Raw genomic sequence first — 14592 nt, forward strand, 5'->3', positions numbered from 1 at the left:
AGCATCGGATCCATCAACGGCGAGTGGAACGCGTGCGACACCCGCAGACGCGTCGTCTTCCGCCCCAGCCCCTCCAGCCGCGCGGCCACCGCCAGGACTGCCGACTCATCACCGGACACCACCACCGAAGCAGGCCCGTTGACCGCGGCGACCGACACCGCGTCGGACAACAGCGGAAGCACCTCGTCCTCCGTCGCCTGCACCGCGACCATCGCGCCACCCTCAGGCAGCGCCCGCATCAACGACGCCCGCGCCACCACCAGCGCGCAGGCATCCTCCAGCGACAACACCCCCGCCACATGAGCAGCCGCGATCTCACCGATCGAATGCCCCGCCACGAAATCAGGAGCCACACCCCACGACTCCACCAGCCGGAACAACGCCACCTCGACCGCGAACAACGCCGGCTGAGCGAAACCGGTGTCGTTCAGCAGGTCGGCGTCCCCACCCCACATCACCTCACGCAGCGAACAACCCAACCCCGCGTCCAACAGCACACACGCCGCGTCCAACGCCTCCGCGAACACCGGAAACGCCCCGTACAACCCACGACCCATACCGAGCCTCTGCGCACCCTGACCCGAGAAGAGGAAAGCGCGCCTTCCGCTCGCCACCTGGCCCGTGACCGCCGACGCGTCGGGTTCACCGGCAGCCAGTGCGGTCAGCGTCCGCCGGGTTCCGTCGGGGTCGGCCGCCAGGACCACCGCACGGTGGTCGAACAGGGAGCGGCTCGTGGCCAGTGAGTATCCGATGTCCAGCGGTCGCGGGGTCGACGCGGTCCCGACGAAGGGCAGCAGCCGCGCCGCCTGATCGGCCAGGGCCCGAGGCGTCCGCCCCGCGAGCGGCCACGGCACCACCTTCGGCTTCACCTCGGTGTCGGCGGCAACCGTGCTGTCGGGGCGCGGGGGCGCCTGCTCCAGGATGACGTGCGCGTTCGTCCCGCTGATCCCGAACGACGACACGCCCGCGCGCCACGCCCGGTCCGTCTCCGGCCAGGGCATCGGCCGGGTCAGGAGTTCCACCGCGCCCGCCGACCAGTCGACGTGCGAGGACGGTTCGCTCACGTGGAGGGTCTGCGGTACGACACCGTGTCGCATCGCCATCACCATCTTGATGACACCGGCGACACCGGCGGCGGCCTGCGTGTGGCCGATGTTGGACTTCACGGAGCCCAGCAACAGCGGACGCTCCGGATCCCGGTCGCGCCCGTACGTGGCCAGCAGGGCCTGTGCCTCGATCGGATCACCGAGGGTCGTGCCCGTGCCGTGCGCCTCGACCACGTCGACGTCGTCCGGGCGGAGTCCTCCGCCCGTCAGCGCCTGCCTGATCACTCGTTGCTGCGAAGGGCCGTTCGGGGCGGTCAGGCCGTTCGAAGCGCCGTCCTGGTTGATCGCGCTGCCGCGCAGCAGGGCCAGTACCTGGTGGCCGTTGCGGTGTGCGTCGGAGAGGCGTTCCAGTACGAGCATGCCGACGCCCTCCGACCAGCCGACGCCGTCGGCCGAATCGGAGAAGGGCTTGGAGCGGCCGTCGGGGGCCAGGCCGCGGGCCCGGGAGAACTCGATGAAGGTGCTGGGCGTGGACATCACGGTGACACCGCCGGCCAGTGCCAGTGAGCACTCGCCGCTGCGCAGGGCCTGGGCCGCGAGGTGCATGCCGACCAGTGAGGAGGAGCAGGCAGTGTCCACCGTCACGGCCGGACCTTCGAGGCCGAGGGTGTAGGAGACGCGGCCCGAGGCCACGCTCGGTGCGCTGCCGTTGCCGCGGAAGGCCTCGTACTCCTCGCCCGTCAGGAGCGGCCCGTAGTCGTTGTACATGACACCTGCGAAGACACCGGTCCGGCTGCCGCGCAGGGTGGCCGGGTCGATCCCGGCGCGCTCGACGGCTTCCCAGGAGAGTTCCAGGAGAAGTCGCTGCTGGGAGTCGGTGGCCATCGCCTCGCGCGGCGACATGCCGAAGAAGTCGGGGTCGAACTCCCCGGCCGTGTGCAGGAATCCGCCTTCGCGGACGTGGGTCCTGCCGGGCTGGTCGGGGTCGGGGTCGTAGAGTCCGTCGAGGTCCCAGCCCCGGTTGGTGGGGAAGCCGGTGATGGCGTCGACGCCTTCGGTGACGAGGTGCCAGAGGTCTTCGGGCGAGGTCACGCCGCCCGGGTAGCGGCAGGCCATGCCGACGATCGCGATGGGGTCGTCGATGAGCGAGGGACCGGAGGCCGCCGGGGCTGCCGGGGCGGCCGGGGGGTCGGTGCCGAGCAGTTCGTCGCGCATGTGGTCGGCGAGGGCGCTCGGGGTCGGGTAGTCGAAGACCATGGTCGCGGGCAGGCGCAGGCCGGTCACGGTGTTGAGGCCGTTGCGCAGTTCGACCGCCGTCAGCGAGTCGAAGCCGAGGTCCTGGAACTGGCGGGACGCTTCGACCTCCGTCGCGTCGGCGTGGCCCAGAACTCGGGCGATCTGTTCGCGGACGAGGCCGAGGAGGGTCTCGCGCTGTTCGGCGGCGTCCAGGGCGGTGAGCCGCTGGGCGAGGCCTCCCGCCGTCCGGGAGGTCTGTACGGCCGCGGCCCGGCGTCCCGGGGCTCGGATGAGGCCGCGCATCAGGGGGGCGATGTCGCCTTGGGCGCGCAGGACGGGCAGGTCGAGACGTACCGGGGCGAGAGTCGCCTCGTCGCAGGCGAGGGCTGCGTCGAACAGGGCGAGGCCCTGCTCCACGGAGAGCGGGGGCATGCCGGAGCGGGTGATGCGCTCCACGTCGATGGCGGTGAGGCTGCCGGTCATGCCGACGCTACGGGTCCAGGGGCCCCAGGCGAGGGAGTGGGCCGGCAGCCGGTGGTGCCTGCGGTGGGTGGCGAGGGCGTCGAGGAAGGCGTTGCCGGCGGCGTAGTTGGCCTGCCCGGGACTGCCGAGGGTGGCGGCGACGGAGGAGAAGACGACGAAGGCGGCCAGGTCGAGCCCGCGGGTCAGCTCGTGGAGGTGCCACGCCGCGTCCGCCTTGGGGCGCAGGACAGCGGTCAGCCGCTCCGGTGTCAGGGAGCCGATCACTCCGTCGTCGACGACGCCCGCCGTGTGGACGACGGCGGTGAGCGGGTGTGCGGCGGGAACGGCCGCCAGGAGTTCTTCGAGTGCGGTCCGGTCGGTGACGTCGCAGGACGCGACGGCCACCTGCGCGCCCAGTCCGGTCAGTTCGGCGCGGAGGGTGTCGGCGCCGTCGGCGGCGAGGCCCCTGCGGCTGACGAGCAGCAGGTGCCGCACGCCGCGGTCGGTGACCAGGTGCCGGGCGAGGGCGCCGCCGAGGCCGCCCGTGCCTCCGGTGATGAGGACGGTGCCCTCGGGGTTCCAGGCGGTCCGCTCCTGGGGGGCGGTGACCCGGGTGAGGCGGGCGGCGAGCAGCTCTCCGTCCCGTATCGCGAGGTCCGGTTCGCCGGAGCCGGCCGCGAGGGCGGAGCGGAGGAGGGCCGGCAAGGCCTGCGGGGGAAGCGAGGCCGTGCCGGGGTCGATGTCCAGGAGGCCGAAGCGTCCCGGGTTCTCGGTCCTGGCCGTCCGGACGAGGCCGTGGACCGACGCGGCGGCGAGGTCGTCGCCCGTGTGGGCTCCCTGGGTCACGAGGACCAGGCGGGCGTCGGAGAAGCGTTCCTCCTCCAGCCACCGCTGCAGGCCGGCGAGGGCGTCGGCGCCGAGGGAGTGGGTCGCGGTGAGGGCGTTCGCGTCCGCGCCGGACACGGTGGAGACGACCACGGCGGGGACGGGTGCGTCCGACGCCGCGAGGGCGGCCAGGTCGGGGTGGGTCGTGACCGTGGTGCCGGCGGCGCGCAGGGTGTCGGCCGTGCCGAGCGGGTCGGCGCCGATCACGGCCACGTCGTCGGGCCCGGCGGCGGCGGTGTTCTTCAGCGGGGTCCAGGCCACCCGGAACAGCGCGTCGCGGTGGACGGCGGAGTGGTCCCCGGGGCCGGCGGAGGGGACGGAGCGGGAGACCAGGGAGTCCACGGTGAGGACGGGGTCGCCCGCCGTGTCGTACACCTCGATGGAGACGGTGTCGTCCCCCGCGGGGGCCAGTCGTGCGCGTACGGCCGTGGCGCCGGAGGCCGTCAGTGAGACGCCTTCCCAGGCGAAGGGCAGGCCGCCCCGGCTGATGGCGCCGAGGTCGGCGAAGGCCGCCGCGTGCTGGGCCGCGTCGAGCAGTGCCGGGTGGAGGCCGAAGTCGCCCGCGTCCGTGCCGGAGTTCTCGGGGAGCGCGACGTCGGCGTAGACCTCGTCGCCGCGTCGCCAGGCGGCGCGCAGTCCCCGGAAGGCGGGGCCGTAGTCGAAGCCGATGTCCGCCAGGCGCTCGTAGCATCCTTCGAGGTCGACGGGGTCGGCTCCGGCGGGCGGCCAGACGGTGGCGTCGAAGCGGGGTTCCGCGGGGCCCTGGCCCGGGGCGACGATACCGGTGGCGTGCTGGGACCAGGGCAGGTCGAAGCCGTCCTCGACGCGGGAGTAGATGCCGAGCGGGCGGCGTCCCGCGTCGTCCGCGGCTCCGACACGCACCTGGAGTTGTACGGCGCCGTCCTCGGGGAGGGCGAGGGGTGCCGCGAGGGCCAGCTCCTCGACGCGGTCGCACGCGACCTCGTCGGCGGCCCGGATCGCCAGTTCGACGAAGGCCGTCCCGGGCAGCAGCGCGCGGCCCCGGACACCGTGGTCGGCGAGCCAGGGGTGGGAACGGACCGACAACCTGCTGGTGAAGAGGGCGCCTTGGCCGTCGGCGAGTTCGACGGCAGCGCCGAGCAGGGGGTGGCCGGCGGAGCCGAGTCCCGCGGCGCGTATGTCGCCCGTGGCGGCGGAGCCCGCGGCCGGCCAGTAGCGCCTGCGCTGGAACGCGTAGGTCGGCAGGTCGACGCGCCGGGCTCCGGTCCCGTCGTACAGGCCGGCCCAGCGCACGGTGGCGCCGCGGACGTGGACGCGTGCGAGGGCTGTGACGGCGGCGAGTTCCTCCGGGCGGTCCTTGCGCAGCAGCGGGACCATCACCGCCCGCTCCGGCAGGGAGTCCGGGGCCAGGGCGGAGAGCACCCCGTCGGGGCCCAGCTCCAGCAGGGTGGTGACGCCGCGTCCGGTGAGGGTGGCGACGCCGTCGGCGAACCGTACGGCCTCGCGGACATGGCGTACCCAGTAGGCGGCGGAGCACAGCTCCGTGACGTCGGCGATCCGGCCGGTCACGTTGGACACGACGGGGATGCGGGGCTCCGCGTAGGCCAGGCTCTCCGCGACGGTGCGGAACTCCGCGAGCATCGGCTCCATGAGCGGCGAGTGGAAGGCGTGCGAGACGCGCAGGCGCCGCGTTTTGCGGCCCTGCTCCTCGAAGTGGGCGGCGATGCCCTGAACGGCGCTCTCGTCGCCCGCGAGCACCACGGACCGGGGGCCGTTGACGGCGGCGACGGACACCTGGCCGGCGAGCAGGGGGGTGATCTCGTCCTCGGTGGCCTGCACGGCGACCATGACGCCGCCGGCGGGCAGGGCGGCCATCAGTGAGGCGCGGGCGGCGACGAGGCGGCAGGCGTCCTCCAGGGAGAGGACTCCTGCCACGTGGGCGGCCGCGATCTCGCCGATGGAGTGGCCGCCGACGAAGTCGGGGGTGACGCCGAGGGATTCGACGAGGCGGTACAGGGCGACCTCGACGGCGAAGAGCGCCGGCTGGGTCCAGCGGGTCTCGTCGAGCGGTCCGGGGTCGTCGCCCCAGACGATGTCGCGCAGCGGTCGTTCCAGGTGGGGGTCGAGTGCGTCGGCGGTGGCGTCGAAGGCCGCGGCGAACACCGGGAACCGGGCGTGGAGTTCGCGGCCCATGCCCAGGCGCTGGGAGCCCTGGCCGGAGAAGAGGACGGCGAGCAGACCTTCGTCGGCGACACCGGCGGCGATCTCGGGGAGGGCGTCGGTGCCGGTGGCGCCGGCGGGGTCGGCGAGCAGGACGCAACGGTACTCGAAGGCGGAGCGGCCGACGGCGAGGGAGTGGCCGACGTCGACCGGACGCAGTGCGGGGTTGCGGCCGATGTGCGCGAACAAGCGGTCGCGCTGTTCGGCGAGTGCGGCGGCGGACCGGCCCGAGAGCACCCAGGGGATGACGGCGGGGGGCGTGGCGTCCTCGTCGGGGGCGCTCGCGGGTTCGGCGGGGGCCTGTTCGACGATCACGTGGGCGTTGGTGCCGCTGACGCCGAAGGAGGAGACGGCGGCGCGCCGTGCGCGGCCGGTCTCGGGCCAGGCGGCCGCTTCGTCGAGGAGTTCGACCGATCCACTCGTCCAGTCCACGTCGTGGGAGGGCTCGCCCACGTGCAGGCTGCGCGGCATCCACCCGTGACGTATCGCCATGATCATCTTGATGACGCCGGCGGCTCCCGAGGCGGCCATCGTGTGGCCGATGTTCGACTTGACCGAGCCCAGGCGGAGGGGGTGTTCGCGGTCCTGGCCGTAGGTGGCGAGCAGGGCCTGCGCCTCGATGGGGTCGCCGAGGGTGGTGCCCGTCCCGTGGGCCTCGACGACGTCGACGTCGGCGGGCGCGAGCCGGGCGTTCTCCAGGGCGGCGCGGATGACGCGCCGCTGCGAGGGGCCGTGCGGGGCGGAGAGGCCGTTGGAGGCGCCGTCCTGGTTGATCGCGCTGCCGCGCAGCACCGCCAGGACGGGGTGGCCGGCCCGCTGGGCGTCGGAGAGCCGTTCCAGGACGAGGACTGCGGCGCCCTCCCCCCAGCCGGTGCCGTCGGCGTCGTCGGAGAACGACTTGCAGCGGCCGTCGGCGGCCAGCCCGCTCTGGGCCGTGAAGGAGACGAAGGGGCCGGGGGTCGCCATCACGGAGGCGCCGCCCGCGAGGGCCATGCCGCACTCGCCGTTGCGCAGGGACTGCGCCGCCCAGTGCAGGGCCACCAGCGAGGAGGAGCACGCCGTGTCGACGGTGACGGCGGGCCCTTCGGCGCCGAGGGTGTAGGAGAGCCGGCCGGAGATGACGCTCGCGGCGTGCCCGGTGGTGGAGAACTGCTCGGCGTCCTCGTCGGACGCCTTGATGACGGAGGCGTAGTCCTGTCCGGCCGTGCCGACGAACACCCCGGTCCGGCTGCCGCGCAGGGTGACCGGGTCGATCCCGGCCCGTTCCAGCGCCTCCCAGGCCACTTCCAGGAGCAGCCGCTGCTGGGGGTCCATGGCGACGGCCTCGCGGGGCGAGATCCCGAAGAACGCGGGATCGAAGTCCGCCATGCCGTCCAGGAAGGCTCCCTCCTGGGCGAGGCTGCGGCCGGGGCCGTCGCCCGCCAGGCGGTCCAGGTCCCAGCCGCGGTCGGCGGGGAAGCCCGCCATGACGTCGCGGCCCTCGGTGACCAGGTCCCACAGGTCCTCCGGGGAGGTCACCCCGCCCGGGTAGCGGCAGCCGATCCCGACGACGGCGATGGGCTCCTCGGCGGCCGCCACCAGCTGCTGGTTCTGCTGGCGGAGCCGCTCGATCTCCTTCAGCGACGACCGCAGCGCCTCGACGTACTTGTTGGGGGACGTGCTCATCGGACTCTCCAGATCTCATTCAGTGTGCAGGCGCCGTGCGACCGGCGGCGTACGTGCGGCGGACAGGACGTACGCCGCCGGGAGGGCACTACATCTCGGTCGCGAGCCGCAGCAGGCTCTCGGCGTCCATGTCGTCGAGCGATTCCTCGGCCCCGGCCGCCCCGGGGGCCGGGTCGGCGGTGTCCGCGGTGTCGTCGGCGGCGAGTTCGAGCACCATGTCCAGGAGTCCCGCCCTGCGGAGTCGGCTGATGGGAATGGCGGCGAGCGCGTCGCGGATCTCCGCGTCGGGGTCGTCGGACCGGTCGGTCCCGGCCGGTCCGTGGGCGGCTCCGAAGAGCAGGGAGCCGATGTGCTGGGCGAGGGCGGCCGGGGTGGGATGGTCGAAGACCAGGGCCGCCGGCAGCGGCAGGCCCAGGGCCGTCCGCAGGCGGTTGCGCAGTTCGACGGCCGTGACGGAGTCGAAGCCGACGTCGCGGAAGGCGCGGGCGGCGGGGATGGCCTCCGCCGCGTCGTGCCCGAGGGTCGCGGAGGCTTCCGTGCGGACCGCTTCGAGCAGGGCGCGGTCACGTTCCGCGGTGGGCAGGGCGTCGAGGCGCCGCCTGAGCGGCGGGACGGCGGACCCGTCGTCGTCGGCCGGTGCGCCGTCCCCGGCGGCCAGTGCCCGGACCGCCTCCGGGATCCGGGAGAGCAACGGGCTCGGCCGGGTCGCGGTGAAGCTCGGGGTGAAGCGTTCCCAGTCCATGAGCGTCACGGTGAGCGCCGTGTCGTCGTCCTCCAGCATCCGCTGGAGCGCGGCGAGCGCCAGCGGCGGTTCCATGGGCATGACGCCCTGACGCCGCAGCCGTTCGTGGACCTCGTCGACCGTGGCCATGCCGACCTCGGCCCAGGTTCCCCAGGCGACGGACGCCGCGGTGAGCCCCTGCGCCCTGCGGTGTTCGGCTAGGGCGTCGAGGAAGGCGTTGGCCGCCGCGTAACCGGGCTGGCCGCCGCTTCCCCACGTCGCGGCACCCGAGGAGAACAGGACGAAGGCGTCCAGGTCGAGACCGGCGGTCAGTTCGTGCAGATGGAGGGCGGCCGTCAGCTTGGAGCGCATCAGCGCGTCCAGCCGGTCGAGGGTCAGGGCGTCCACGGTGTCGTCGCCCTCCGCCACACCGGCGGCGTGGAAGACGGATGTCAGCGGGAGGTCGGCGGGGACGGCGGCGAGCACACCGGCCAGCGCGTCGCGGTCGGCGGCGTCGCAGGCGGCGACGGTGACCCGGGCTCCGAGCCCTTCCAGTTCGGCGCGGAGCTCGGCCGCCCCGGGGGCGTCCTCGCCTCGGCGGCTGGTCAGTACGACGTGTGCGGCGCCGCGTTCGACCATCCAGCGGGCGACCCGGCCGCCGATTCCGCCGGTGCCGCCGGTGATCAGGGTCGTGCCCCTGCCCTGCCAGCGCCGCTCGGGCCGCTCGGCCGTGGGGGCCGCGTGCGTGAGGCGGCGGCCGTAGAGCCCTGACGGTCGGAGAGCGATCTGGTCCTCGCCACCGGGGGCCGCCAGTACGCCGGCGAGCCGGGCGGCGGCGCGATCGTCCAGCACGTCGGGGAGGTCGATGAGGCCGCCCCAGCGGTCAGGGTGCTCCAGGGCGGCCACGCGGCCGAGTCCCCACAGCGCGCCCTGGACGGGCCGGGCGAGCCGGTCGTCCGTGCCGACGGACACGGCGCCCCTGGTGACGCACCACAGCGGGGCGCGGAGTCCGGCGTCGCCCAGCGCCTGGACGAGAGTGAGGGTCAGGGCCAGCCCCGCGGGCACCGAGAGGTGGTCGGGCAGGCGCTCCTCGACGGGGGCCAGCAGGGACAGTACGCCGGTGAACTCCGGTCCTTCCTCGGCGAGGTCCGCGATCCTCTTGGCCCAGGCGGCGCGGTCCGTGCCGCCCGGCCCGTTCTCGGCCTCCAGGCGGACGGTGTCCGGGCCGAGTGCGGCGAGTACGGCGGAGATCCAGGGGTCGCCCTCCCGGCCGGCCGGGAGGACGGCGAGCCAGCGGCCCCGCGGGGCGGCGTTCGGTTCGTCCAGCCGGGTCCAGTCGACGCGGTAGCGCCAGGCGTTGACGGCCGAGCGCTCGCGTTCCCTGGCCCGCCAGGTCGACAGGGCGGGCAGTACGGCGCCGAGCGAGGAGCGCGCGGCGTCCGCGCCGACGCCCAGTTCGTCGGCCAGGGTCTCCAGGTCCTCCTTCTCGACGAGCTCCCAGAACGCGGCGTCCGCGCCGTGGCCCCCGCCGGACGCGGCGGTGGCGTCCGCGGGCCGGGGCTCGGGCCAGAAGGCGCGGCGCTGGAAGGCGTACGTGGGGAGGTCGACGGGAGTCTCGGACCCGGCCGGGAACGCCGTGGTCCAGTCCACCGTCGTGCCGCTGGCGTGTGCCTCGGCGAGCGAGGCGAGGAAACGGCGGAGGCCGCCCTCGTCGCGGCGCAGGGTGCCGAGCACCACCGCGGACTCGGCGACGGCCTCCTCCACCGTCTCCTGGGTCTCCTGGACGGAGGCGGCCAGCACGGGGTGAGGGCTCATCTCGACGAAGACGCGGTGCCCGTCCGCCAGCAGCGCCCGGGTCGCCTCCTCCATGCGTACCGTCGTGCGCAGGTTGGTGTACCAGTAGTCGCCGTCGAAGGCGGCCTCGGTCAGCCGGGCGCCGGTCACCGTGGAGTAGAACGGCACGCGCGGCACCGTCGAGCGCACCGGGGCGAGGAGGCGGGACAGTTCCTCGCGTACGGCCTCGACGTGCGGGCCGTGCGAGGCGTAGTCCACGGCCACCTTGCGGGCCCGGACGTCCTCCCGCGCGCAGGCGGCGAGCAGTTCGTCCAGGGCCGCGGCGTCACCGGAGACGATCACCGAGGAGGGACCGTTCACGGCGGCGACGGACAGCAGGTCGCCCCAGGGTTCCAGCAGTGCGGTCACCCGCTCGACGGGCGCCGCGACGGACATCATCCCGCCGAGGCCGGAGAGCCGGGGCAGTGCCTGGCTGCGCAGGGCGACGACGGCGGCGGCGTCCTCCAGGCTGAGCGCGCCCGCCACGTGGGCGGCCGCGATCTCGCCCTGCGAGTGGCCCACGACCGCGGACGGCTCGACGCCGTACGAACGCCAGAGGGCCGTGAGGGCGACCATCATCGAGAAGAGGGCGGGCTGGACGACGTCGACGCGTTCGAGCAGCTCCGGGTCTCCGTTCCCGGCCAGGACGTCGTGCAGTGACCAGTCGGTGTACGGGGCCAGGGCGACGGCGCAGGCGTCCACAGCCTCCTTGAACACGGGCGACTCAGCCAGCAGTTCGCGGCCCATGCCCCACCACTGGGAGCCCTGGCCGGGGAAGACGAACACGGGCCCGCGGGAGCCTTCGCCCGCGGTGCCGTGCACGACACCGGGCGCGCTGCGGCCGGTGGCCAGTGCTTCGAGGGAGTGCCGGAAGTCGTCCCGGGTGCGGCCTAGCAGGACCGCGCGGTGGTCGAAGACCGTGCGGGTCGTGGCGAGGGACCGGCCCACCCGTGCGGGCGAGAGGTCCTGGTCGGCGTCGGTGAGGGCGAGCAGCCGGGCGGCCTGGGCGCGCAGGGCAGGGCCGGACCTGGCCGAGACCGGCCACGGCACGAGGTGGTCCTCACCGGCGTCCAGGTGGTCGTCGGTGCGGCTGTCCGGGCCGGCCTGTTCGAGGATCAGGTGGGCGTTGGTGCCACTGATCCCGAAGGACGACACGCCGGCCCGCCGGGGGCGGTCGCTGTCCGGCCAGTCGGTCCGCGCGGTGAGGAGTTCCACCGCTCCGGCGGTCCAGTCGACGTGCGTGGAGGGAGTGGTGGTGTGGAGGGTCCCGGGCAGCACCCCCTCGTTCATGGCCATGACCATCTTGATGACGCCCGCCACCCCGGCGGCGGCCTGGGTGTGCCCGATGTTCGACTTGAGGGAGCCCAGCCACAGCGGGCGCCCCTCCTCACGGTCCTGGCCGTAGGTGGCCAGCAGCGCCTGGGCCTCGATCGGGTCACCCAGCCGGGTACCCGTACCGTGCGCCTCCACCGCGTCCACCTCGCCGCCCGACAGACCGGCGTTGGCCAGGGCCTGGCGGATGACCTGCTGCTGGGAGGGGCCGTTGGGGGCGGTGAGGCCGTTGGACGCGCCGTCCTGGTTGATCGCCGAGCCGCGGACGACCGCGAGGACGCGGTGGCCGTTGCGGCGGGCGTCGGAAAGGCGCTCCATCAGGACGAGCCCGACGCCCTCGGCGAGGGTCATCCCGTCGGCGTCGTCGGAGAACGGCTTGCAGCGGCCGTCGAGCGCGAGCGCGCGCTGCCTGCTGAAGCCGACGAAGGCGTGCGGGGTGCCCATGACGGCCGCGCCGCCCGCCAGGGCCAGTGAGCTCTCCCCGCTGCGCAGGGACTGGCAGGCCAGGTGCATCGCGACCAGGGAGGAGGAGCAGGCGGTGTCGACGGTGACCGCGGGCCCCTCGAATCCGTACAGGTAGGACACCCTGCCGGACAGCACGCTGGCCGCCGTACCGGTGACCATGTGGACCTCGGAGCCCTCGGCGCCGTTCTGCACGCTCGTCGAGTAGTCCTGGTAGCTGGCGCCGATGAAGGTGCCGGCGGTGGTGCCCCGGAGCGTCTCCAGGTCGATCCCGGCGCGCTCGAACGCCTCCCAGGAGGTCTCCAGGAGCAGGCGCTGCTGCGGGTCCATGGACAGGGCCTCGCGCGGGGAGATACCGAAGAACGCGGGGTCGAACTCCGCGGCGTCGTGCAGGAATCCGCCGCGGACGGAGTAGGTCCGGCCCTGCCGGTCGGGGTCGGGGTCGTAGAGGCCGCGGGCGTCCCAGTGGCGGTCGGAGGGGAACTCGGTGATCGCGTCGGCGCCGTCCAGGGCGAACCTGATCAGCTCCTCGGGCGAGCTCACACCGCCGGGGTAGCGGCAGCTCATGCCGATGATGGCGATCGGGTCGTCATCTCCCCCCGGTCCGACGGGAACGGTGCGCGCGGCCCCCTCGGCCTCGGTGCCGCCGCCGAGGGCTGCGGTCTTCAGGAAGGCTGAAAGCGCCACGGGGCTGGGGTGGTCGAAGACCATGGTCGAGGGGAGCGTCAGACCCGTGGCCGCGACGATGCGGTTGCGCAGGTCCACCGCGGTCACCGAGTCGAAGCCGGCGTCGCGGAAGGCGCGCCGCTCGGGGAAGGACTCGGCGGAGTCGTGCCCGAGGACGGCGGCCGCCTCGGTGCGGACGAGGGTGAGCAGGAGCCGGTCCTGCTCGGGGCCTTCCAGTCCGTTCAGCCGTGCGGCGAGGCCGCTCGTCGCGGGTCGGGCGGCCGCAGGTCCGCTGGCGGGGGCGAGCTGGCGGGCGACCTCGGGCACCTCGTCGAACAGGCGGGTGGGGCGGCCGGCGGTGAAGACCGGGTAGTAGGTGTCCCAGTCGATGTCCGTGAGTCCGATGACGGTCTCGTCGTCGTCGAGGGCCCGGCCCAGCCCGCGCAGGGCGAGCTGCGGGTCCAGGTAGGCGAGTCCGCTGCGGCGGATGTGGTGCGGGTCGGCCCGTTCGCGTTCGGCGTCGTCGGGCCACTTGCCCCAGTGCACGGAGGTGGTGCGCAGACCGCGGGCCCGCCGGTGCACGGCGAGCGCGGAGAGGTAGGCGTTGCCCGCCACGTAGGCCGCGTGGTGCCCGCTGCCCCACATGCCGGCGGTGGAGGAGTAGAGGATCAGGTCGTCGAGCTCGTCCTCGTCGAGGAGCTCGTCGAGGTGCTGGGCCCCGGTCACCTTGGCGTGCACGACGTCGGCGAAGGACTCCATCGTGGTCTCGGCCAGGGTGGACAGCTCGATGACGGCGGCGGTGTGGACGACGGTGCGTACGGTGCGTCCGTCCGCCTTGAGGTCCGCGAGGAGCGCGGCGAGCGCTGCCCGGTCGGTCACGTCGCAGGCGACGGCGGCGGCCTCGGTGCCGGACTCGGTGAGCTCCGCGACGAGTTCGGCGGCGCCGGGCGCCTCGACGCCCCGGCGGCTGGCGAGCACCACGTGGTCGGCGCCCTGCTCGGCGAGCCAGCGGGCGAGGCCGGGGGCGAGGGTCCCGGATCCACCGGTGACCAGGGTCGTACCGCGCGGAGTCCAGGCGCGGGCGCGGCCCTTTCGCGCGGCCGGGGCGCGGACGATGCGGCGGGTGAAGACTCCGGAGGGGCGTACGGCGAGCTGGTCCTCGTCACCGAGCGCGCCCGCGAGCGCGGCGACCACGCGTCCGGCGGCGCGCCGGTCAACCACCGGCGGGAGGTCGACGACCCCGCCCCAGCGCTGCGGGTGTTCCACGGCCGTGGTCCAGCCGACTCCGGCGACCTGTGCCTGCACCGGGTGGGTCAGCGGGTCGCCCGGACCGGTGGAGACGGCGCCCCGGGTGAGGAACCACAGCGGGGCGTCGACTCCGGCGTCGCCGAGGGCCTGGACCAGACAGACGGTCAGCGCGAGGCCGAGGGTGAGGCCGGGGTGGCGGGTGCTGCGCTCCTCGGCGGCGGCGAGCACGGAGACGATGCCGGTGAACTCGCCCGCGTCGGCGAGCCGTTCGGCGAGGACCGCGCGGTCCGCGCAGGTCTCGTCCAGGACGAGGCGGGTGACCTCGGCGCCCGCTCCGGTCAGCAGGCCGGTGGCCTCGGTGTCGTCGACGCCTGCGGCACCGACCACCAGCCAGGTCCCCGTGAGGGTGCTCTGCGGGACCTTCGCCACCGGTGACCAGGTCACCCGGTAGCGCCAGGAGTCGATGGCGGAGTGGTCGTTGCGGCTCCGGCGCCAGGCGGAGAGCGCGGGCAGCACTGCTGCGATCGCGTTCTCGTCCGTCCGCAGCGTCGTGGCCAGGGCGGGAAGGTCCTCCCGTTCGACGGCGGTCCAGAACTCCCCGTCCTGCGGATCGATGGCGTCGACCCGGTCGATGACGGCCGGGATGTTCCAGAAACGCTCGTGCTGGAAGGGGTAGGTGGGCAGGTCGACGCGCCGGGCACCGGTACCGGTGAAGACTCCCGCCCAGTCGACGTCGACCCCACGCACGAAGGCCTCGGCAGCGGAGAGCAGGAAACGCGCCATGCTGTCCTGGTCCCGGCGCAGGGTACCGGTGGCGACACCCGGCTCGGCAGTCCG

Annotated in this window: 2 protein-coding genes; both read right to left on the reverse strand. The window is 74.2% G+C overall.

What is annotated here, in order from left to right; genetic code table 11:
* Positions 1–7493, reverse strand: a 7493-nt coding sequence (locus tag ABZ154_RS33315; protein ID WP_356838094.1) for a type I polyketide synthase, incomplete at its 3' end; no start/stop codon positions are given.
* 88 nt (positions 7494–7581) lie between these two features.
* Positions 7582–14538, reverse strand: a complete 6957-nt coding sequence (locus tag ABZ154_RS33320) for a type I polyketide synthase (protein WP_356838095.1) — start codon at positions 14536–14538, stop codon at positions 7582–7584.
* Between the last annotated feature and the right edge of the window lie 54 nt (positions 14539–14592).

Origin of the sequence: Streptomyces sp. NPDC006261, from assembly GCF_040613515.1 — a bacterium.
GTDB lineage: Bacteria > Actinomycetota > Actinomycetes > Streptomycetales > Streptomycetaceae > Streptomyces.